The following is a 19,855-nucleotide window of genomic DNA, read 5'->3' as shown; positions in this document are numbered from 1 at the left end:
GGGCGGCGTTTCTCGCGAAGATCCGACAGGGTGGAGCGATGAGTGGCGTGAGCGAGAAGGTTTGGCGGAAGTTGCCCGAGGGCGCCCGAGAGGCGCTGACGAACGGAGTGAGCCAGTCCGAACTGCAGACTGCTCTGCTCGAGGTGAGCCGGAGCCGGGCCGCCGCGGTCACCCCGGCGCGGTTGATGCAGCGGTGGCGCGAGGACCGCTTCGTGCAGCCGTCGACCGCGGATCCGCGAGCACTCGTGAAGACCCAGGCGATGCTGTGGGAACGCCTCCCGGAACAGTTCGCCGGCGTCGAACTGTCGCCGCTCACCCCGCTCGGCACCTGCTCCGCGGTCGCGACGATCGACCAGAACCAGGTGGTCAGCACGATCCGCGGCACCGAGGTGCCCAGCGACCCGACCAATGAACTCGCCCTCGAAGCCGCCGCACGACGTCGCGCCGGTCAGGCTCGGGTGGACCTCGCCACCTGCCAGCGGGTGGTTCGTGCCCAGATGGTGGACGGGCCGGGGATGTTCGCGCACTTCCAGCTGTTCGTGTTGGTGTCGAGTGCGCGGGACACCGGCTCAGGGCGGATCGAGGCCGAGATGCTGACGGACCACCTGCGCTTCTGGCACGACGTACTGGGTGATCAGGCGCAGCTCACCTTCACCACGTTCGCGCCATCCGCAGTACGCGAGCGGATCGACGACACCGTGCGGCCCGCGCTGAAGGTCGACTTCGTGGAAGACCCGAAACGGGACAAGGGCGCGAACTACTACGCCGGTACTGCGCTCGGCCTCGGCGTGGGTGACGCCGAACTCGGAGACGGCGGCTTCACTTGCTGGACCGCGGACCTGCTCGGGGATGCCAAGGAGCGCTGCCTGACTTCCTGCGTGTCGACCGAGCGGTTGACCGCGGTGCTCAATCCCGGAGCTTGAGCAGGGCCGCCTCGGTCGGAGTGAAGCCGCACGCCTTGACGTAGAAGTCCGTCAGATGCGGCTCGTAGTCGACGTGCAGCCACTCGCAGCCGGCCGCCTTCGCCTCCTCGGCAGCGCGCAGGACCAACTGCTTGCCGATCCCCTGCCGGCCGTGGTCGGGATGCACGGCGGTGTCGAGCACGAAGGCGTGCACGCCGCCGTCCCAGCAGACCTGGACGAACCCGACCAGCTGATTGTTGCTGAAAGCACCGACCCAGGTCAGGGCGTGCCGGTCCAACCGGGCCGCCCAGGGCTGCACCTCGACCGGCGACTCGAAGGCCAGCGCGTGCAGGGTCGAGAGCTCGGTGTCGTCGACCGCGAAGCGGATTCGGTAGTCGATCACAGAGCCCTCTCGGTCGGGTGATCGGCGGCGGCCTCGGTGCTGATGAGCACGATCGTGCTCTGCGCGGTCAGGGGCAGCCGGTCGCGCGCGACGCGCAGCCCAGCGAGGGTCGCGGCGCCGCTGGCGCCGGAGGAGATGCCAGCCGCAGCCAGGTCTTCAACAGCTCGCAGAGCTTCTGCCTCCTCCACTGTGACCGCGGCGTCCAGCCCAGCCCGCAGTACGGGCCAGGCGAGGCTGGACGGCGTACCGCAGTTGAGGCCTGCCATCACCGTCGTGCTGGTCGGGACAGTGACTGGCTCTCCTGCCAGGAGACTGCTGGTGATGCAGGCAGCCCGTGCAGGCTCCACACCGAGGACGACCGGAGTCACCGGCCCGCTGCGGTAGTGGGTCACGGCAGCCTGGGCCACAGAGCCCACACCCATCGGTACTACGACCAGGTCAGGCTGTACGCCGATCTCACGGAACAGCGTCGAGTAGCCGTCCACGATGAGCTGCGGCACGACTTCATAGCCAGGCCAAGCCGAGTCCTGGATCAGCACCGAGCCGCCAGTCGCCGCCTCGGCCGCGGCAACCACCGCGGCGTCGTACGAGTCGGTGATGATCGTGACGGCCGCGCCCTCCGAGCGGATCGCGTCGATGGCGTGCCGGCTGACCACGTCCGGGATGAACACGTGCGCTTTGAGCCCGAGCATGGCGGCCATCCGAGCTACTGCGCGGCCGTGGTTGCCGTCGGTCGCGGTGACGAGTTCGGTAGCGGGCTGTTCCTGCAGCGTGCGGTGGATCGCCCACCAGGCCCCTAGCGCCTTGAAGGCAGGCAGACCCAACCGCTCCGACTCATCCTTGACCAGGACCCGACCGACCCCAAGCTCCGCAGCCAGAACCGGTACTTCGGTCAGTGGCGTCGGCCGGTAGTCCGGCAGGCTCTGGTGGAACGCCAGCACCTCGGCGGGCGCGGCCGTAGTACGCCAGGCCCTGGCAGTCGGGTTGTGGTGCCAGAGCACTACCTAGGCGACCAGCGCGAAGGCCTGCGCGGAGGTCGAGTAGGCCCCCGGCGAGGAGATCGTGCGCTGCGGCGCCGACTCGGTCACCCGGATCGACGAGGTCTGCAGGCGCAGCGGCAGCGTGGAACGGACCGCGGTGGCCAGGTCGAACTGCACCTCGGCCAGCAGGTCGGTCAGCTCCAGGTCCAGCGCCCGGCAGATCGCGGCGAGGATCTCCGAGGACGGCTCCTTGCGGCCGCGCTCGATCTCGGACAGGTACGGCACCGACACCTGAGCCAGCTCGGCCAGCTCGCGCAGGGTGATGCCCCGCTCGCGCCGCAGCCGGCGGAATACGTTTCCGATCACCTGGCGTAGCAACACGTCTGGCCCTCCCAGTGATGTCCTGGTCCGTTGTCCTGTACCGAGTGTGCCATCCCGGCCAGGTCTGCGGAGGGCAGATCTGCCACGGGCAGATTCCGGCGACTACCGGACGCCGCGCGGCCACGCTGGAGACATGAGCGAGACCACCGCACCGAATGCCCTCGACAACCACATCTACCAGCGCCTGCTCTGGCAGCGCATCCTCGTCCTCGGCGACGAGATCAAGGACGAGAACGCGAACGCGCTGTGCGCCCAGCTGATCCTGCTGAACGCCGAGGACCCGAAGGCGGACATCTCGCTCTACATCAACTCACCCGGCGGCTCGGTCTCGGCCGGGCTGGCGATCTACGACACGATGAACTTCATCAGCAACGACGTCGCGACGTACGCGATGGGGCTGGTCGCCTCGATGGGCCAGGTGCTGCTGAGCTGCGGTGCGCCGGGCAAGCGGTACTCGCTGCCGCACGCCCGCATCATGATGCACCAGCCGACCGGCGGGATGGGTGGTACGGCGACCGACATCAGGATCCAGGCCGAGCAGTCCATCCTGGCCAAGAAGGACCTGGCTCAGCTGATCAGCGCACGGACCGGCCAGCCGCTGGAACGGATCGAGGCCGACTTCGACCGGGACCGCTGGTTCACCCCGGACCAGGCGCAGGACTACGGCATCATCGACAAGGTCCTGACCCAGCCGGTGAGCGTGCCGGCTTAGGCGACAGGTGGTTCAAGGGCCGCCGCGGACGTGTTCGAAGATGAGGCTGGTCTCGGCGTGGCTGACCGCGGGATCCGCGGTCAGGTAGTCGAGGACGAACTCACGAAGCGCGTCGGGGGACGCGGCGGCCACGTGCAGCAGGTAGTCGTTGACGCCGGTCACGTGGAAGAGAGCCAGCACGCCCGGTAGACGTGGAGCGGCGGTCCGGAAGCGGTCGACCTCGTCGCGCGAATGAGCGCCGAGCCTGATCGCCACCAGCGCCTGGATCGGCTGACCGAGCGCGGCCAGGTCCACCTCCGCGTGGAAGCCGCGGATCACTCCCCGGTCGCGGAGCGCGCGGACCCGGGTCAGGCAGGTCGAGGGCGCGATCCCGGTCGCCTCGGCCAACGCGTTGTTCGGCATCCGGCCGTCGGCCGTCAGCAGCCGGACCAGCTCCAGATCGACCTCGTCGAGGGCAGCGGGTACCGGCCGCGGGGCCGGTCCAGGCGTCCGACGATCCTTCGGCATGACCCCACTGTAAGTGTCATCCACAGAATCCACAGCGTGTGGACAAGCCTGTGGACGAATTTTCTTCGGATCTATTGCACTCAATCTGCAGAAGATTCCATCCTCGCTGCAACCCGAGGAGGCCTGGATGACCCAGCTCGACACCCGCTCAGTGCACGCCGGCCGCGACGACCTGACCGCGCTGGGCGTCCACGTGCCGCCGATCGACCTGTCCACGACGTACCCGCTACCCGGTGTGGAGCGCGGCGGCGCCTCGTACGACCAACTGGCGCTCGGGAACGGGCCAGGCGGCGGCAGCCTCGTCTACCAGCGGCTGTGGAATCCGAACGTCGCCCGGTTGGAGGAGGCACTCGCCGAACTCGAACACTGCGATGGCGCGGTCGCCTTCGGTTCGGGCATGGCCGCACTCTCGGCCTGCCTGCTGGCGACCGTTGCCGCGGACCGCCCGCACGTGGTCGGCGTCCGGCCTCTGTACGGCGGTTCGGACCACCTGTTATCCACAGGCCTGCTCGGTACTGCGGTCTCCTGGGTGAGCCCGGGCGATATCGCTGACGCCATCCAGCCGGACACCGGACTGGTGCTGGTGGAAACCCCGGCCAATCCCACGGTGGAGCTTGTGGATATCGCCGACGCGGTACGCCAGGCGAACGGCGTACCGGTGCTTGTGGACAACACCTTCGCCACTCCGGTGCTCCAGCAGCCCGCTCTGCAGGGGGCCACGCTCGTTCTGCACTCGGCGACGAAGTACCTCGGTGGGCATGGCGATGTGATGGGCGGGGTGGTCGCCGCGAACACGGAGTGGACCGCGAGGCTTCGGCAGGTACGGGCGCTGACCGGCGGGCTTCTGCATCCGTTGGCGGCGTACGAGTTGCATCGGGGGCTGCAGACGTTGCCGGTGCGGATCCGGGCACAGCAGGCGTCGGCAGCGAAGGTCGCCGACTGGCTGAGCACTCACCCGGCTGTGGACAAGGTGTTCTACCCCGGCTTGCCTGAGTGCGACCCGCTCGGGTTGGTCGGCCGCCAGCAGGCGGGTCCGGGCGCAGTACTGGCTTTCACCACGAGCGGCGGCTACGAGGTGGCCGCCCGGGTGGCGGCGTCGCTGCGGCTGATCACGCATGCGGTGTCGCTGGGTGGTGTCGACACCCTGATCCAGCACCCAGCCGGCCTGACCCATCGCTTGGTAGCCGAGCACGCGAAGCCCGATGCCGGCCTTCTCCGCCTCAGCATCGGCCTGGAAGACCCAGAAGACCTCACGAACGACCTCACCCAAGCCCTCAGCTGATAACGACAGCGCCGTCACCCGACCACCACAACCGCGAGCTCACGTACCCAGCCACAGGCAAAGGATCAGACACCAAGAGGCACTGCCCCGGGATCTGGCTGTTGTTCTGATCGAAGTCTCTGGCTGGGTACGCGAGCTCGCGGGTGTGGTTTGGGTGGCGGTCTACAGACCCCTGCCGGTCTACAGGCCCCAGGCCTTGGCTAGTAGGGCGTAAGACTGGCGGCGTTCGGCTGGGTTGTGGATGTTGGTGGTGATGATCAGTTCGTCGGCGCCGGCGGAGGTGGCTCGGTGGGATAGGTCGGTGGCTACCTGGTCGGGGGTGCCTACTGAGGTGAGGTTGGCCCACTCCTCGACGGCTGCGCGTTCTGCGTCTGACCAGGGGTAGGCGGCGGCTTCCTCTGGGGACGGGAGCGGGCCGGGGCGGCCGGAGCGGAGGCGGAGCATGGAGAGTTGGTTCGCGAGGCTCAGAGCCTGGGCGCGTTCCTCGGTCTCGGCGACGATCGCGGACAGCGCGAGGATGGCGTGCGGCTCGAGCTGGTCGGGTGACGGCTGGAACTGCTCGCGGTACGAGCTGATCACACCGGCCGGGTCGAGCGTGCCGAAGTGCCCGGCGTAGGCGAAGCCCGTGCCGAGTGCGGCCGCCGCCTGGCCGCCGTACGCGCTGGAGCCGAGGATCCACACGGGCGGCAGCGGTACGTCGTCCGGCTGGGCCGAGATCGGGGCGAACGGGTGGCCGGCGGGGAAGCCCTCGGCGTACGCGCGCAGTTCGGTGTACTGCTCGGGGAAGTCGTCAGCGCCGAGCGCCTCGCGGCTACGGCGGAGCGCTAGCGCGGTCCGCTGATCCGTACCGGGTGCACGGCCGATGCCGAGGTCGATGCGGCCGGGGTAGAGCCCTGCGAGCACACGGAACGTCTCGGCGACCTTCAGCGGCGAGTGGTTCGGCAGCATGATGCCGCCAGAGCCGACCCGGATGCTGGACGTCGCGGCGGCAACGGCCGCGATCATCACCTCAGGGCTGCTGCTGACCACGCTGGGGATGTTGTGGTGCTCCGCCAGCCAGTAGCGGTGGTACCCCGCTGCCTCGGCGGAGCGGGCCAGCTCCAGAGTCTCGTGGAGCGCCTGGGACGGTCGAGTCCCCGTCGGCACCGGCGAAAGGTCGAGCACGGACAGGGGCATCGCTTCAGCACTCACGTACAACGCCAACTACCGCTGGCGCCGAGCTATTCCGAACACAGGTAGCTAGGGCGTGTCTCTCGATCCCGAGCAGTCGCGAGCAGGTGCGAGGTGCCGTGCCGAGTGTCGCGCAGCACGCTCGGGACCGAGAGACACGCCCTAGGCGGGGTACGGCGTGCTGCTGCGGGCCTCGCGGAGAGGACGGGCCCACCAGGCGAGCTGGTCGAGGAGTGCGGCGGCTGCCAGAGAGGTGGTGGGGTCGAGGGGGTCTCCGTCGGCGCCGAAGTGGTCGGTGGGCTGGTGGAAACTGAGGGTGTCGCGGGTGGTGACGGCGTGGAGCTCGCCGAAGACCTGACGAAGCTGCTCGGCCGCCCGCAGACCACCCGAGCGGCCGCCGTACACGATGAAGGCGATCGGCTTGGCGAACCAGGGTCGCCGTACTGCGTCGATCGCCGTCTTCAGGTCGCCGGGGTAGCCGTGGTTGTACTCCGGGCAGACGATCACCACCGCGTCCGCCCCCTGGATCCGGCGGGGCAGGGCAGTCAGCGGCGTGCTCTCGAGATCCACCAGGTCGAGTTTGAAGTCGTCCCGCTGCTCGACCTGCCGGGCGAACCAGTCGGCGGCCACCGTGCCGAACTTGCCGGGCTCGGTGTTGCGGACCAGCAGGACGAGTCGGAGCGGGTGAACTGTCACGTCGTGGGACGGTATTACCTCAACAAACCTTGAGGTCAAGCTCGCGGCTTAGCCCGGGTCGCGTGAAGGAGGGTCGGCGGCCGGGTTGGCCGGCGTGTCCGGGGTTGGTGCGTCCTCGTCGGCGGGGCCGGGCTCGGCGGGCGGCTCGGGCGCAGGCGGCGCGGACGCGGGTGGTGCCGGTGGAGTGGGCGTCGACAGCGCCGTCTTGGCAGCCCGCATCAACTCCACCGACTCGGCCGACTCCCCACCCGGCTCAGCCGGCGCGCCTTCTACTTCTTCGAGAGAGACTCCGACGGATTGCCAGGCGGTGGCTACCGCTTCCGCCTCCGAAGATGTCGGCCCGAAGAGCGTGACGGCCGCGGCGTGGGTGACCTGGGCGAAGTCAGGGAAGGTAGCGGTGGTGGAGAGCGATCCGGAGGTGAGCGTGGCGTACCAGATCTTGCCGGCGGCCCCGTAGGCGTTGCCGCCCAAAGCCGTGGCCACGAGATAGAACGCGTGGTTGGGGATGCCCGAGTTGATGTGGACGCCGCCGTGATCGTCCTCGGTCTCGACATAGGACGACATATGCGCCGGCTGCGGATCACGCCCGAGCCGAGGATCGTCGTACGCCGTACCGGGCGCCTTCATCGAGCGCAGGGCGACGCCCTGGACACCCGGCCGGAAGATCCCGGCCCCGATCAGCCAGTCGGCTTCGGCAGCGGACTGGCCGAGGTGATGCTGCTTGGCCAGCGATCCGAACACGTCGGAGATGCTCTCGTTCAGCGCGCCGGACTGGCCTTCGTAGACCAGATCAGCCGTGTACTGCGTGACGCCGTGGCTGAGTTCGTGCCCGGTCACATCCACAGACCCGGTGAAGTTTCCGAAGATCTCGCCGTCGCCGTCGCCGAAGACCATCTGCGCGCCGTCCCAGAAGGCGTTCGCGTAGCCGCGGTCGAAGTGCACGGTCGAACTGAGTGGCAGGCCCGCGTCGTCGATCGAGTCGCGGCCGAAGCACTCCTTGAACATGGTCCAGGTCGCGCCGGTCCCGTCGTAGGCCTGGTTCACCGCCTGATCGTCGACCTCGTCGTCGCCTTCGGACCGAACCACGACGCCCGGCAGCGAGGTGCCGTTCTCCGCATCGTGGACGACCCGTCGCGCACCTTCCCCGGCGGGTTCACGCTGGGTGGATGGTGCCGCGGCAGGGCGGGCTCGCAGTACGGCGTCGTGCTGCAGCGACTGGCGGTAGCGAGCGCGCAGGTTCGGGTCATCCGCGGTGCGCTCGAGGTGCTCGAGCAGGTACGGCGGGACGATGTGGTGGACCGTCATCCCCAGATCGTGCCTGCTGCGACGGGTTCCGCAAAGGGCGAAATGCGGTAAACTCGAGGATTTGTGGCTACTACCAGAGAAATAGCGGAAAACCACTCTGGGAACCGACGCGAGGCAGTTTATCACAAGGGGTTGGAATTGCAGAATCCAGTCCAGGCTGAACAGGTTTACCTGACAGCTTTCTATACGGCTCTCGACCGTGAGCGCGAGCGCACGGAGGGTCGTCGCCGCGACGAGCAGGTGGCGGGCACGCGCAACGCGCAGGCCCTGCACCAGCGGGACGGCCGGGTCCGCGACCTGAACGCGCGGCTGGCCCGGCTGAACGCGGCCGAGGGTGGCCTGTGCTTCGGTCGCCTCGACAGCGAGGCCGGCGAGATCCTGCACATCGGCCGGATCGGCCTGCACGACGACGACTACGAGTCCCTGCTGGTGGATTGGCGCGCTCCCGCGGCCAGGCCCTTCTACATCGCCACGGCGGTGGTGAACGAGGGCGTCGTGCGGCGGCGGCACATCCAGACCCGGCTCCGCCAGGTGGTCGACGTCCAGGACGAGCAACTGGACCTGGACCGGACCGCCGACGGCGCGTCACAGCCTGGCACCGGCGTGGTCGGCGAGTCCGTACTGCTCAACGCCCTGGAGGCTCGCCGGACCGGCACGATGGAGTCGATCGTGCGCACGATCCAGGCCGACCAGGACCGGATCATCAGGTCGGAACTGCCCGGCATCCTGGTGGTTCAGGGCGGTCCCGGCACCGGAAAGACGGCAATCGCGCTGCACCGCGCCGCCTTTCTTTTGTATACGCACCGCGATCAGCTCGAAAAGCGCGGAATTCTGGTTGTCGGGCCCAATCCGACGTTCTTGAAGTTCATCGGCCAGGTGCTTCCGTCGCTGGGTGAGGACGGCGTCCGGCTCGTCACCGTGGCCGAGCTCTATCCCGGCCTGACCGCGACCCGGCCCGAGCCGGCCGAGGTGACCGAGGTCAAGGGCCGCGCGGTGATGGCCGAGGTGATCGAGACCGCTGTCGCCGACCGCCAGTGGGTGCCGGACCGGCCGATCGAACTGACCGTCGACCGCACCGTACTGCGGCTGGATCCGTCCGTCTGCGACACCGCTCGCGCCAGTGCCCGCGCCCGCCGGCTGACGCACAACCAGGCCCAGCCATTCTTCGCCACCGACATCATCGACGCGCTGACAGCGCAGTACGCCGAACTGATCGGCGCGGACCCGCTCGGCGGCGAGAACCTGCTGGACGAGTACGACCTGGCCGAGCTGCGCAAGGAGGTCGTCGCCGAATCCGCGGTACAGGACCTGCTCTATCGCCTCTGGCCGGTGCTCAGCCCGCAGGATCTCCTGGTCGATCTGTACGGCGACGAGGCGCGGCTCGCCTCGGCCGCGCCGCAGCTCAGCGCGCTCGACCGCGAGCACCTCCTCCGGTACGGCGACGACTGGAGTCCCGCCGACGTCCCCCTGCTCGACGAGGCGGCCGAGCTACTCGGCGACGACGGGCAAGAACTGGCCCGGGAGCGGGCGGAGCGAGCTCGGGCGATCGCCTACGCGCAGGGTTCGCTGGACGTGCTTTCCGGATCGGGTTCGACCGACTGGGACGAGGACGACGAGGCGGAGATCCTCAGCGCGAAGGACATCCTGGACGCCGAGGCGCTGGCGGCCCGCTACGAGGCCGACGACGACCGGACGCTGGCCGAGCGGGCCGAGTCCGATCGCCGCTGGACCTACGGGCACGTGATCGTGGACGAGGCGCAGGAGTTGTCGCCGATGGCGTGGCGGGCGATCGGCCGGCGGTGCCCGCTTCGCTCGATGACGCTGGTCGGGGATGTCGCCCAGACAGGCGCCGCTGGTGGTGGGACGAGCTGGCAGCAGGCGCTCGGATCGTCGTTCGGGGATCGCTGGCGGCTCGCGGAGCTGACGATGAACTACCGGACGCCCGCCGAGGTGGCGGATCTCGCGGCCCAGGTGCTGTCGGAGGTCGACCCGACGGCGAAGGCGCCGCGCTCGGTGCGGTCCACCGGGGTCAAGCCGTGGCACGTGGACGTCCCGGCCGCCGAGCAGGCGTCGTACGTGAGCAAGGTGGCGCACGAGGAGCGGCAGCACGGGCAGGTCGGCGTGATCACCTCGCGGCATCGGCTCGAGCTCGTCCAGGAGTCGATCGGCGACGTACCGGACGTCACCGTGCTGACGGTGGCGGGGGCGAAGGGACTCGAGTTCGACTCGGTCCTGGTCGTCGACCCGGACGGCATCCTGATCGAGTCGCCCCGCGGTCTGCGCGACCTCTACGTCGCCCTGACCCGCTGCACCCAACGCCTCGGCGTCATCGGCCCCCTCCCCGACGTCCTGCAGAGCTCCTCAGCCTGGGACGAGCGACGTTAGTGGTCGGCGCAGCACTTCTGTTGGTGTTCGACCTCGAAAGGGATCAGTACTCCGCCCACGGCCGGCTGGACCAGGAGGGTGACCTGACCGTTGCGGCGGATCGGGCGGATGAAGTCGCGCGTGTCGATCAGCGTGGTGTCCTCGATAATGAGCCCGCCGAGGGCTTCTACCTGGTCGATTCCGCAGTGGGTGCGGAGCTCGGCCGCGGTGAGAACACCCCGGGCGTTCTCCTGACCGGGGAACGCGACCAGGCGGCCCGCAGTTCCGAGGGCTGTTTCCACGGCGGCCACATAGGCGCCGCGGACCAGTTGGCTCGGTCCTGCCACGACAGGCTCTGCCGCACCCGGGCGGATGATCGCGGAGCCGACGTCGTGGGTCAGGGCTGCCGGATCGAAGTCCGCCGGAGTACTGACCGAGACGGCGAGGTGCGGCCGGTCGCCGCCCGACACCACGTGGGTGCAGGCGACGACCGGACCTGGCACGGACTCCAGGAGATTGTGGAGGAGGTGTTCGGCCTCCACGGTGTCAGCGGAGTCCGCGTCGACGGCGATGATCACTTCGTCGGCAGAACCCAGATCGGGTTCGTGTAGAACCACAGGTCGGCCCACGGGTCGGCGTCACCGACGACGTCGAGCTTCGGACCGGCAGGGTCGATCGCCGCGCCGAGGTAACCCGGCTGGCTGCGGTTCCCGTCCGTACCGCGAACGCGCACGTAGAACGCCTCCTCCGCCTTGCCGAGCGGCAGCACCAGCTCGAACGTGCCGCGCTTGCCGGAGGTGTCCCACTGCCGGACCACCTTGGTGTCGGGCGCCTTGAACGAGTCCCGGTCGGTGACCGCGCCCTTCACCGAGCCACGGATCGCGTCCACCCGGTTCAGGTTGGGTACGAAGTTCGCCCAGTTCGGCATCGTCTGCGCGGTGATGCGAACCACCAGCTCAACCGCGCGCCCACGGCGTACGGGCAACGCGCCACCCAACGGCTCGCCGTACCGCTGCCCGCTCTCGCGGACCTCGACCTCGACGCCCTTGACCAGCGCGCCGTGGTCGACCCACATCCGGCCGTTGCGCAGGCCCTCCATCACCGACAGGTAGTCGCGCCGGTTCGCGCCGACATGGGTGCGGCTGTAGTAGCCCGGCCAGAAGTCACCCGCGCTCTTGTTCACCGCGTTGCCGTAGACCGGGTCCATGTAGCGGCCGTCGCGGTCGAACTGGGCCTGGTTCGAACCGTCCGGACGGCGCGCGGTCTCGTTCCAGTTCACATGGCTGTCGGAGTTCGCGCTGATCCACCACGGCTTGCCCTCGGCGAGCAGGCTGTCCCACAGGCCGCCCACGGTCGAGGTCATCCAGTCGAAGCCACCCCAGGTGCGGTAGCTCTCGGGCGGGTAGCCGGGGAACGAGTTCGCGCCCGGCGCGTTGCCGTAGAAGCCGCGCGCGGACCCGGCACCGATGGCGGCCGGCAGACCCGCGGCCTGGTGACCGGGAGCGCCCTCGAAGCCGACGGCGATCCGGGGGTCGGCGTCGCGCCAGTTGCGGATCTCGTGCGGGCTGTCGATGCCGTTGCGGGCCGGATGGTTGGCCAGGAACAAGGCGTCCTGGACCCGGCGCCGGTCGACCTGCCCGCCGAGCCACTGGATGCCCGACACGGCGAGCGCCTCGTTGGCCGGAGTGTTGCCTCCGGCCCCCTTCACGCCGCCGTCGTAGCTGTTCTCGAACTGCTTCAGTACTTCGACCTCCCGGCTGCCCGGCGCGACGAAGACCGTGCCGTGCTCGGCGGCCGGGATGTTCCACTCCAGCCCCTGGAAGATCAGCGTGTCCTTCAGCTCGGACCGGGCCGCCTTGATCTGCGGGTTGACCAGGTCGACGCCGATCCGGGCGTGGGTGGCGCCGCCGTGGTCGGTGATGACGAGCCAGTCGAGACCGTACGCGGCCGCGTGCCGGGCCTGGTCGATCACCCGGTACATGCCGTCCGAGCTCAGCTGGGTGTGAATGTGGTGGTCGCCCGCGAGCCAGACGTTCGGACGCTTGCCGGACTGGAAGACGGGCGTGCTCGGCGCGGTCGCGGCCGCGAACTGCGCGCCGGAGACGGCGAGCGCGGCGGTACCGCCGAGGATGCCGGCGGACCGGAGCAGGCCGCGGCGGGACAGCTCGGCCGGCGACAGGTCGCTGTCCGGGATCGACTCGTCCAGCGCCGTGGTGCTGGCGGCGTCCAGTTCGGTGTTCGGGTGGTGATGGTCGTGATCGTGGCCGTGACCGTGGCCGTGGCCGTGCCCATGACCGTGACCATGGCTGTGGCTGTGGCTGTGGTCATGGTCAGGCTCGTGGGAGTGATCGTGGGAGTGTCCCATCGTGCGTCCTCTCGGATGGCGGAATCCGCCGGGATCATCGCCTTTCCGGGTGACGTGAAGGTGTTGTCCGGATGAACCTCCGGCCCCGCCATTGGCCCGATCCGCCTTGTTCTGCGACGATGTCGCATTTGCCGCGCGGTTGGACAGGACCGCCCCAGGGCCGTTGAATGGCGCGATGAGACGTCACGTCTGGGCAGCAGTCCTCGCGACCGTGCTGGTCGCGGCGGCGGGAGGCGCGGTCGCCTACGTCTCCGGCCGGGATGCCGACGACGCTCCGGCGGGTACTCCGCTGGCGCGGCCGGCCACGAATCCGCCGGCTCAGCCGCAGCCGCCCGGACAGGGGACCGAGCCGACGCAGTCGGCCGGCCCTCGCGCCACACCCGGGCAGAGCGGATCGCGGACGACCCAGGCCCGGCCGGTCACGTACGTGTTCCCGATCGGCGGCTGCAAGGCGTCGGCGTCGCAGAGTCACCACGACTACCCGGCGTCGGACATCTTCGCCGACAAGGGATGCCAGTTCGTCTCGCCGGTGGACGGCCAGGTCGACGAAGTGATCCGGGTGGACAGCTGGGATCCGGAGACCAACGTCGGCAAGGACCGCAGCGGCCTGTCCATCTCGGTGGTCGGCGTCGACGGCGTCCGGTACTACGGGTCGCACCTCTCCGCGATCGGCGCCGGGATCGAGCCCGGCGTGAAGGTACGAGCCGGGCAGACCCTCGGCCTCACCGGCAACACCGGAAGCGCCCGGCCCACGCCACCACACCTGCACTTCGGCATCAGCTGGCCGACTCCGCCCGGCAAGTGGTGGATCCGTCGCGGGTCCGTACCGCCGCAGGCGTTCTTGAACAGCTGGCGAAAGGGCGGCTCGCTCTCCCCTGTCACCACCGTCGCCAAGGCGAAACGCGCCTACGGCACCGACCGCGGCTGCCGCTCCTACTGCTGAGCCACAGATGTGAAGGGTCAACGCAGGGGCCGGAAGAAAGTCCGGATGTCTTCGGTGAGCAGGTCGGGAGCCTCCAGCGCCGCGAAGTGCCCACCACGCGAGTACTCCGCCCAGTGGCTGAGGTGGTGTTCACGCTCGAGGATGTGCCGCATGGCCGGGTCCGTCGGGAACACCGCCACCCCGGTGGGGACGCGACTCGGGCCAGGAGCGGGCTCGGCGGGCTGCCGGTTCTCGTAGTACAGGTTGGCCGAGGTCGCGCTGGTGTTGGTGAACCAATAGATGGAGACGTCTGTCAGCAGGTGGTCCAGGTCGACCGCGTCCTCTGGCAGCGGCCGCACTGGGTCGGTCCAGTCGTGGAACTTCTCCAGGATCCACGCAAGCTGCCCGACGGGTGAGTCGCTGAGCCCGAACGACACTGTCTGCGGCTTGGTCGACTGGAGCTCGGCATATCCCGTCCCGGTCGCCCGCACGTGCTCTGCTGCCGCGAGCTTCGCCTGATCCCTCGCGCTGAGGTTGTCGAAGTCCCCCGGTTGAGCCGCGGGAAAGGCCAGACCGCCATTGAGGTGTACGCCGACCACGTGGTCCGGGTCGATCCGGCCGAGCAGAGGCGATACCACCGAGCCCGTGTCACCACCTTGAGCGCCGTACCGGGTGTAGCCGAGGCGGCTCATGAGCTCGGCCCAGGCGCGGGCGATGCGGAGGTGGTTCCAGCCAGGCTCCTCCAGCGGTACGGAGAAGCCGTGGCCGGGGACGGAGGGTGCCACCACGTGGAAGGCGTCGGCCGGGTCGGCGCCGTACGCGCGGGGGTCGGTCAGCGGGCCGAGAATCTCGAGGAACTCGGCGATCGAGCCGGGCCAGCCGTGCGTCAGGATCAGCGGTAGCGCAGCCGGCTCGGGCGAGCGCGCGTGCAGGAGGTGGATCCGCTGACCGTCGATGCGGGTGGTGAACTGCTCGTACTCGTTGAGCCGCGCCTCCCAGACCCGCCAGTCGTACTCGAGCCAGCGCTCGACCACCCGCTGCAGATACTCGACCGGTACTCCGCGCTCCCACCCCGCGGACGGCAGCGCGGCCGGCCAGCGGGTGTTCCTGAGGCGTTGATGGAGATCGTCGAGGTCAGGCTGCGGGATGGCGATCTGAAACGGCTCGAGCATGCGACCTCCGGTTCGACGGACTCGTCCTCGCCAGCGGAACCATCGCCAGGAGCAGCGCCAGACCACCGAGCGGCATCAGGTCCAGGTTCGCAGAGATCAGGACGAAGCCGGCGACCAGCAGGATCGGTGACCAGACGGGCAGCAGCCGCGCGCGGGTGAGCAGGATCGCCAGGGTGAGGAGCCCGGCCAGGAACAGCAACGGACCGGCGGTGTAGAGCACGTCGTAGACGCCGAGATTGCCGGGCCAGCGGTCGTACTCGTCGCCGACACGGGACTTGTCCGCGTGGTCGACCGCACGGAAGCCGACGATCAGGTCGATCACGGTCACCCGGACGAACGCCGCCACGCCGACGAGCCCGGCGATCACCGCCGCCAGGCTCAGCCCGCGCGCCCGGGTCAGCAGACCGCGGAGAGCAACCAGCGTCACGGCGTACAGGAGGAAGCCGATGAGGAAGAGGAGGTGCCCGGTGGTCCAGGCGAGACCGGGGCCGTGCTCGCCGTCGATTCCGTCGAGCAGCCGGATGATGCCGTAGGCAATGAAGAGGGCCGGAGCGGCCAGGAAGACTTTGTTCATGCCTTCCATGGTTCGGTCCCGGCGGCCGGCGCACATCGCCGACGAGGACCAACTCGGCGGGCCGACTGGTCCTTACGCGGGGGTGATCAGCCCGGTTTCGTAGGCGGCGATGACGGCCTGGACCCGGTCCCTGAGGCCGAGCTTGGTCAGGGTGTTGCTGACGTGGGTCTTCACCGTGTGCTCGCTCAGGGTCATCGCCGTGGCGATCTCGGCGTTGGACAGGCCGCGGCCGAGCAGGAGCAACGTCTCGCGTTCGCGAGAGGTGAGTACGTCGAGGCCGGCGGCGGGGCCGTTGCGGGGCCGGTTGCGGGTGAGGTCGGCGATCAGGCGGCGGGTGACGCTGGGCGCGAGCAGCGACTCTCCGGCCGCGACAACCCGGACGGCGTGGACGAGATCGTCGCGGCGGACGTCTTTCAGCAGGAACCCGCTGGCGCCGGCGTAGAGCGCGTCGTAGACGTAGTCGTCGGAGTCGAAGGTGGTCAGCATGATGACCTTGGTGTCAGTGCCCGCACAGATCGTGCGGGCAGCCGCCAGACCGTCCGTGCGGGGCATCCGGACGTCGAGCAACGCCACCTCGGGCCGCAGCGCGCGCACCAGTTCGACCGTCTCGGCGCCGTCGCCCGCCTCGCCGACCACCTCGATGCCGTCCTGCGCGTCGAGGATCATCGCGAACCCGCTCCGGACCAGCTCCTGGTCGTCGGCCAGCACTACCCTGATCATCGAACTCCTTCTCCACAAGGCAACCTGGCCCGTACTTCGAACCCGCCGCCCGGCCGCGGCCCGGCTTCCGCAGTACCGCCGCAGGCCGCGGCACGTTCCCGGATCCCGACCAGTCCGTGGCCCCCGGCAACAGTTACCACCGACCCCTGGCCGTCATCGGTCACCGATACTTCCAGCTCGTCGGCCGACCAGTGCAGCCGTACTGCGACATTCTGGGCGCCGGCATGCTTCACCGTGTTGGTCAGCGCCTCCTGCACGATCCGATAGACCGCGATCTCGGTGTCCGCCGGCACCGGCCGCGGCTCGCCGATCACTTCCAGCGTCGCCGTCTCGCCCACCAACGCGGGCAACTCCGCCAAGGTGGGTTGTGGAAGTCGCTGCGTCTCGTCCGCCTTCAGCACTCCGAGCAGCCGCCGCAGTTGCGTCATCGCATCCCGCCCGGCGTCGGCGATCGCGTCGAAAGCCCGCTCCGCCCGCTCCGGATCAGTCCGTACGACGACGGGCCCGGCCTCGGCCTGCACCACCATCAGGCTGACGGCGTGCGCCAGGATGTCGTGCATGTCCCGGGCCACCCGGGCGCGTTCCTCCGCAGCGGCGCGGGCGGCCTCGGCGAGGCGCTCGCGTTCGAGTTGCTCGGTGCGTTCGCGGAGAGTCTCGGCGTGCTCGCGCCGGGTTCGCTCCAGCGAGCCCAACAGAAACGCGGCCAGTGGGAGCAGCAGGGTGAACATGAACTCGTCGAGGCTGTTGTCCTTGATCAGCAAGGAGGCCGGCGGGAAGGTGATCAGGATGACCACGAGCACGCCGATCCGCTGCCAGCGCTTCCGCCCGAGGCTGGCGACCGTGTAGATCGCCAGCAGCCCGGCGTACTGGAGATTCTGGCCGGGCCGGTGGTACGCCGAGACCGCCGTCGCCGCCACGCCGACGATCACCATCACCGCGAAGGGCGCTCGCCGCCGCCACAACAGCGGGACGATCGTGCAGAGATTGAGCAGCACCCCGAGCGCGGTGACCCCGCCCGGCTCCGGGGCGACCAACGGCACCGCCGACGCGACGGCGACCGCGAGCACCAGCCCGACGTCGATCGCGCGGTCGAGGGGCCGCGGCCCGGGAAGGCCCAGCCGCGCGACCCACTCGTCGATCACTCCGCCCACGCCCCCAGTCTGGCCCACGGCGGGCTCGGCCACCTCGCTCGCACGAGCGAGTTCCCGGCCGTCTCTCACCCCGCCAGCCGAGCGGGACCCGGCGTTGGCAGCCGGCCCTGGCGCTACTTGTTGGCGTAGTACTCCGGCTTCATCTGGATCAGTTGGACGTAGTTGCCGTCCGGGTCGACCATCGTCGCGAACCAGCCGACGCCACGGTCCTCCGGTTCGGCCAGCCACTCGACATTCAGGGTGCGCAGGTGCGCGGCGGTCTCCTGGATGTCCTCGACGGCGAAGTTGATCACGAACCGGCCGGGCTCGGCCGTCGTCGCGGCGACGTCGTCCCGCTTCTCGATGACGAGACCGAAGTCGCCGAGGTCCAGGTTTCCGTAGCCGTCGACCTTCGCGTGGAAGCCGTCGCGGTACCAGGATTTGAGACGGTCGGGGTCGGTGCTGCCGAGCAACATGCTGTTCAGTACTGGCCTGGCCATTGATTTCGTCCTCCTCCGAGCTGCCGATCAGCTCACGACCGGTACGTCGGAGCGGCCACCGGCGGCTCGACATCGGTTCTCCCGGACAACGAGAACGTCCGCACCGAGGACCTCGCGGTCGCGGTGCGGACGGTGAAAGTTCTCGCAGGCGCTTACTTCGATTGCAGGTGTTGGCACATCAGGCGCATTGCCGCCGATCAAAGGGTCAGCGGGGTGCTACGTCCCACATGCGCTCGCCGGGCAGGGGATCGGGGAGACGGTCGACGGCCGGCATCGGGTCGTTGGTGACCCGCAGACCGGCGAAGCGACGGCTCATGGCGTGGGCGTACCGCTCGGCCAACGCCGGCTCGGCGTTGTAGTCGGCGATGACGTGCTCACCGAACCAGACACGTACGCGTCGGCGCTCAGACGTCTGGGTGGCGGTGGCGGTTGTCACTTGTCCTCCTGGCAGTTCGAGGGGCTGTCGGCCTTGAGTCGCGGGCGAGCGCGGTGCCGGTGCGCCGTGTGTTCACCGTCACGTCAGATCCAACGGACGAGGCGAACGTAAGGTCACGCCCAATTTCTGACCAATCGTCCAGACTTCAACCGGCCGCTGCTCATCGGCTTCGAAGCGGTGTTCGATTACGTCGGGAGACCTAATTCATAGGGTTTCCTCAGGTACGACACGCCGAGCCGGCGTTGCCGCCTCCGTAGGCTGGACAGGTGACCATCGAAGACGCTGGGACCAAGGCTCTGGCGGTTCCCGACCAGGTCGTCAGACCGACCGGGATCGCCACCGTCCAGACCGAACAACTGATCGGGGACATCAGTGACTCGCTGCGCCTGCTCGACGCGGTGGAGCGAGTCCGCGGGCACGCCCATCCACTCATCCTCAGCCTGCAGGACGCGGTCGGCATCAAGATGCCCGCGGCGCTGGTGCTGAGCGCGATCTCCAACGGGCGGGACACGGCCGAGACGGTCGCCGCGCAGGTCGGCACCACCACCGGCGAGGCCGAGTTGGCGATCGAGGAACTCGCCGGGCTGGGCCTGGTCCGCACCTCCCCCAAGCTGAGCGTCACCGGGATGGGCCAGGCCCGGCTGGCCCAGCTGGACGGCCTGACCGTGCGGGTGCTCGACGTGATCACCGGCATCCTCGGCCCGGCGGACGCCGCTCAACTGGTGCGACTGCTCCACACCGTGGCCGATGGCCTGGAGTCGGCCGGGACCACCCCCGCGCCGGACAGTGACCAGCTCTTCCCACCGGCGCTCCTGCACAACTGAACAAGACCCGCGCCGCCTCAGTACGGCGTACTGGGCGGCGCGGGCTCCTTTTTGTCGAAGCCGAGCGGGCGGCGACGACGTACCGGGTGAGAGGCACCACCCCGGTGTCTCGGACGGCAAGGAGAGAAAAGATGTTCAAGGCAACCAAAGCGTTCAGTGGCTTCTCGGTGGACGACCTCGCGGTGGCCCGCGACTTCTACGCCAACACCCTCGGCCTCGACGTGACCGAGGAGAACGGCCTGCTCGGGCTCCAGATCGCCGGCGGCATCCCGATCCTGGTCTACCCCAAGTCGGATCACACGCCGGCCGAGTTCACCGTCCTGAACTTCCCCGTCACCGACATCGAGGCGACCGCGCGCGACTTGGTGGCGCGCGGCGTCACCTTCGAGCGGTACGGCGACGACCAGGACGAGCTCGGCATCCACCGGGGCGAGGGCCCGCTGATCGCCTGGTTCAAGGACCCGGCCGGCAACGTGCTGTCGATCATCCAGGAGTGAGACTCGTCGAGGG

General features: G+C 69.2%; 22 protein-coding genes. 7 read left to right on the top strand and 15 right to left on the bottom strand.

The genetic code is table 11. The features are described 5' to 3' along the window. Positions 1-38 precede the first annotated feature (38 nt). Complete coding sequence (locus ABD255_RS09370; RefSeq protein WP_344211935.1) at positions 39-923, top strand: hypothetical protein; 885 nt, start codon at positions 39-41, stop codon at positions 921-923. Here ABD255_RS09370 and ABD255_RS09365 read toward each other — a convergent pair. From ABD255_RS09365 to ABD255_RS09355, 3 genes are read right to left on the bottom strand one after another with little or no spacing between them, the layout of a single operon-like run. After that, positions 907-1,305: a GNAT family N-acetyltransferase gene (locus tag ABD255_RS09365; RefSeq protein ID WP_344211933.1), complete on the bottom strand. Its 399-nt coding sequence runs from the start codon at positions 1,303-1,305 to the stop codon at positions 907-909. The two genes, ABD255_RS09370 and ABD255_RS09365, sit on opposite strands and share 17 nt — an antisense overlap. Beyond that, entirely contained in the window at positions 1,302-2,306 is a 1,005-nt protein-coding gene (locus tag ABD255_RS09360) for a pyridoxal-phosphate dependent enzyme (protein WP_344211931.1), read from the bottom strand. The genes ABD255_RS09365 and ABD255_RS09360 overlap by 4 nt, the downstream gene beginning before the upstream one ends. A gap of 3 nt (positions 2,307-2,309) precedes the next feature. After that, complete coding sequence (locus tag ABD255_RS09355) at positions 2,310-2,651, bottom strand: helix-turn-helix domain-containing protein (RefSeq protein ID WP_344211929.1); 342 nt, start codon at positions 2,649-2,651, stop codon at positions 2,310-2,312. A gap of 148 nt (positions 2,652-2,799) precedes the next feature. Between ABD255_RS09355 and ABD255_RS09350 the strand changes: the two genes are divergently transcribed. Next, the gene (locus ABD255_RS09350) at positions 2,800-3,378 is read left to right on the top strand and encodes a ClpP family protease (RefSeq protein WP_344211927.1); all 579 of its coding nucleotides are present in this window, start codon (positions 2,800-2,802) and stop codon (positions 3,376-3,378) included. A 12-nt stretch (positions 3,379-3,390) separates the two neighbouring features. Here the strand turns inward: ABD255_RS09350 and ABD255_RS09345 are convergent, their stop codons facing one another. Continuing rightward, positions 3,391-3,885: an Lrp/AsnC family transcriptional regulator gene (locus ABD255_RS09345; RefSeq protein WP_344211925.1), complete on the bottom strand. Its 495-nt coding sequence runs from the start codon at positions 3,883-3,885 to the stop codon at positions 3,391-3,393. A gap of 127 nt (positions 3,886-4,012) precedes the next feature. On the opposite strand from ABD255_RS09345, the gene ABD255_RS09340 reads away from it, so the two are divergent. After that, on the top strand, positions 4,013-5,167 hold the full coding sequence (locus ABD255_RS09340) for a trans-sulfuration enzyme family protein (RefSeq protein ID WP_344211923.1): 1,155 nt from the start codon (positions 4,013-4,015) through the stop codon (positions 5,165-5,167). 180 nt (positions 5,168-5,347) lie between these two features. Here the strand turns inward: ABD255_RS09340 and ABD255_RS09335 are convergent, their stop codons facing one another. The 3 genes from ABD255_RS09335 to ABD255_RS09325 all read right to left on the bottom strand — a co-directional run bounded on the left by ABD255_RS09335 (position 5,348) and on the right by ABD255_RS09325 (position 8,338). Further along, entirely contained in the window at positions 5,348-6,358 is a 1,011-nt protein-coding gene (locus ABD255_RS09335) for an LLM class flavin-dependent oxidoreductase (protein WP_344211921.1), read from the bottom strand. Positions 6,359-6,499: 141 nt separating this feature from the next. Further along, positions 6,500-7,033: an NADPH-dependent FMN reductase gene (locus ABD255_RS09330; protein ID WP_344211919.1), complete on the bottom strand. Its 534-nt coding sequence runs from the start codon at positions 7,031-7,033 to the stop codon at positions 6,500-6,502. 48 nt (positions 7,034-7,081) lie between these two features. Beyond that, positions 7,082-8,338: a M4 family metallopeptidase gene (locus ABD255_RS09325; protein WP_344211917.1), complete on the bottom strand. Its 1,257-nt coding sequence runs from the start codon at positions 8,336-8,338 to the stop codon at positions 7,082-7,084. Positions 8,339-8,476: 138 nt separating this feature from the next. Between ABD255_RS09325 and ABD255_RS09320 the strand changes: the two genes are divergently transcribed. Further along, positions 8,477-10,723 carry a HelD family protein gene (locus tag ABD255_RS09320; RefSeq protein ID WP_344211915.1) on the top strand — a complete coding sequence of 749 codons (2,247 nt, stop codon included), beginning with the start codon at positions 8,477-8,479 and terminating at the stop codon, positions 10,721-10,723. Here the strand turns inward: ABD255_RS09320 and ABD255_RS09315 are convergent. Both ABD255_RS09315 and ABD255_RS09310 read right to left on the bottom strand, forming a co-directional pair. Continuing rightward, positions 10,720-11,280: a hypothetical protein gene (locus tag ABD255_RS09315; RefSeq protein ID WP_344211913.1), complete on the bottom strand. Its 561-nt coding sequence runs from the start codon at positions 11,278-11,280 to the stop codon at positions 10,720-10,722. The two genes, ABD255_RS09320 and ABD255_RS09315, sit on opposite strands and share 4 nt — an antisense overlap. Continuing rightward, positions 11,277-13,067 carry a PHP domain-containing protein gene (locus ABD255_RS09310; RefSeq protein ID WP_344211910.1) on the bottom strand — a complete coding sequence of 597 codons (1,791 nt, stop codon included), beginning with the start codon at positions 13,065-13,067 and terminating at the stop codon, positions 11,277-11,279. Before ABD255_RS09310 ends, ABD255_RS09315 begins: the two co-directional genes overlap by 4 nt. A gap of 175 nt (positions 13,068-13,242) precedes the next feature. On the opposite strand from ABD255_RS09310, the gene ABD255_RS09305 reads away from it, so the two are divergent. Further along, positions 13,243-14,010 (top strand): M23 family metallopeptidase, encoded by a 768-nt coding sequence (locus tag ABD255_RS09305; RefSeq protein ID WP_344211908.1) that lies wholly within the window; start codon positions 13,243-13,245, stop codon positions 14,008-14,010. Positions 14,011-14,027: 17 nt separating this feature from the next. Here the strand turns inward: ABD255_RS09305 and ABD255_RS09300 are convergent, their stop codons facing one another. The 6 genes from ABD255_RS09300 to ABD255_RS09275 form a co-directional block, all read right to left on the bottom strand. After that, positions 14,028-15,161: an epoxide hydrolase family protein gene (locus tag ABD255_RS09300; protein WP_344211906.1), complete on the bottom strand. Its 1,134-nt coding sequence runs from the start codon at positions 15,159-15,161 to the stop codon at positions 14,028-14,030. Next, positions 15,124-15,735, bottom strand: coding sequence for a DUF4386 family protein (locus ABD255_RS09295; protein ID WP_344211904.1), 612 nt, complete (start codon positions 15,733-15,735; stop codon positions 15,124-15,126). The genes ABD255_RS09300 and ABD255_RS09295 overlap by 38 nt, the downstream gene beginning before the upstream one ends. Before the next feature lie 72 nt (positions 15,736-15,807). Beyond that, entirely contained in the window at positions 15,808-16,455 is a 648-nt protein-coding gene (locus tag ABD255_RS09290) for a response regulator (protein ID WP_344211902.1), read from the bottom strand. Then, on the bottom strand, positions 16,452-17,606 hold the full coding sequence (locus ABD255_RS09285) for a sensor histidine kinase (protein ID WP_344211900.1): 1,155 nt from the start codon (positions 17,604-17,606) through the stop codon (positions 16,452-16,454). Before ABD255_RS09285 ends, ABD255_RS09290 begins: the two co-directional genes overlap by 4 nt. 113 nt (positions 17,607-17,719) lie before the next feature. Next, positions 17,720-18,085, bottom strand: a complete 366-nt coding sequence (locus tag ABD255_RS09280) for a VOC family protein (protein ID WP_344211898.1) — start codon at positions 18,083-18,085, stop codon at positions 17,720-17,722. A gap of 205 nt (positions 18,086-18,290) precedes the next feature. Further along, complete coding sequence (locus ABD255_RS09275) at positions 18,291-18,521, bottom strand: hypothetical protein (RefSeq protein WP_012924486.1); 231 nt, start codon at positions 18,519-18,521, stop codon at positions 18,291-18,293. A 266-nt stretch (positions 18,522-18,787) separates the two neighbouring features. Between ABD255_RS09275 and ABD255_RS09270 the strand changes: the two genes are divergently transcribed. Both ABD255_RS09270 and ABD255_RS09265 read left to right on the top strand, forming a co-directional pair. Continuing rightward, the gene (locus ABD255_RS09270; protein ID WP_344211896.1) at positions 18,788-19,345 is read left to right on the top strand and encodes a MarR family transcriptional regulator; all 558 of its coding nucleotides are present in this window, start codon (positions 18,788-18,790) and stop codon (positions 19,343-19,345) included. A gap of 131 nt (positions 19,346-19,476) precedes the next feature. Then, entirely contained in the window at positions 19,477-19,842 is a 366-nt protein-coding gene (locus tag ABD255_RS09265; RefSeq protein WP_344211894.1) for a VOC family protein, read from the top strand. The last annotated feature ends 13 nt before the right edge of the window (positions 19,843-19,855 follow it).

This window comes from Kribbella sancticallisti (assembly GCF_039530625.1).
In the GTDB taxonomy this organism is placed as follows: Bacteria; Actinomycetota; Actinomycetes; order Propionibacteriales; family Kribbellaceae; genus Kribbella; species Kribbella sancticallisti.
This window is presented reverse-complemented; position numbering and strand designations above follow the sequence as displayed.

Coding starts and splice junctions, on each gene's coding strand:
- ABD255_RS09370 (WP_344211935.1), top strand. CDS start 39: ATGAGTGGCGTGAGCGAGAAGGTTTGGCGGAAGTTGCCCGAGGGCGCC.
- ABD255_RS09350 (WP_344211927.1), top strand. CDS start 2,800: ATGAGCGAGACCACCGCACCGAATGCCCTCGACAACCACATCTACCAG.
- ABD255_RS09345 (WP_344211925.1), bottom strand. CDS start 3,885: ATGCCGAAGGATCGTCGGACGCCTGGACCGGCCCCGCGGCCGGTACCC.
- ABD255_RS09340 (WP_344211923.1), top strand. CDS start 4,013: ATGACCCAGCTCGACACCCGCTCAGTGCACGCCGGCCGCGACGACCTG.
- ABD255_RS09325 (WP_344211917.1), bottom strand. CDS start 8,338: ATGACGGTCCACCACATCGTCCCGCCGTACCTGCTCGAGCACCTCGAG.
- ABD255_RS09310 (WP_344211910.1), bottom strand. CDS start 13,067: ATGGGACACTCCCACGATCACTCCCACGAGCCTGACCATGACCACAGC.
- ABD255_RS09305 (WP_344211908.1), top strand. CDS start 13,243: ATGAGACGTCACGTCTGGGCAGCAGTCCTCGCGACCGTGCTGGTCGCG.
- ABD255_RS09300 (WP_344211906.1), bottom strand. CDS start 15,161: ATGCTCGAGCCGTTTCAGATCGCCATCCCGCAGCCTGACCTCGACGAT.
- ABD255_RS09295 (WP_344211904.1), bottom strand. CDS start 15,735: ATGAACAAAGTCTTCCTGGCCGCTCCGGCCCTCTTCATTGCCTACGGC.
- ABD255_RS09290 (WP_344211902.1), bottom strand. CDS start 16,455: ATGATCAGGGTAGTGCTGGCCGACGACCAGGAGCTGGTCCGGAGCGGG.
- ABD255_RS09280 (WP_344211898.1), bottom strand. CDS start 18,085: ATGGCCAGGCCAGTACTGAACAGCATGTTGCTCGGCAGCACCGACCCC.
- ABD255_RS09265 (WP_344211894.1), top strand. CDS start 19,477: ATGTTCAAGGCAACCAAAGCGTTCAGTGGCTTCTCGGTGGACGACCTC.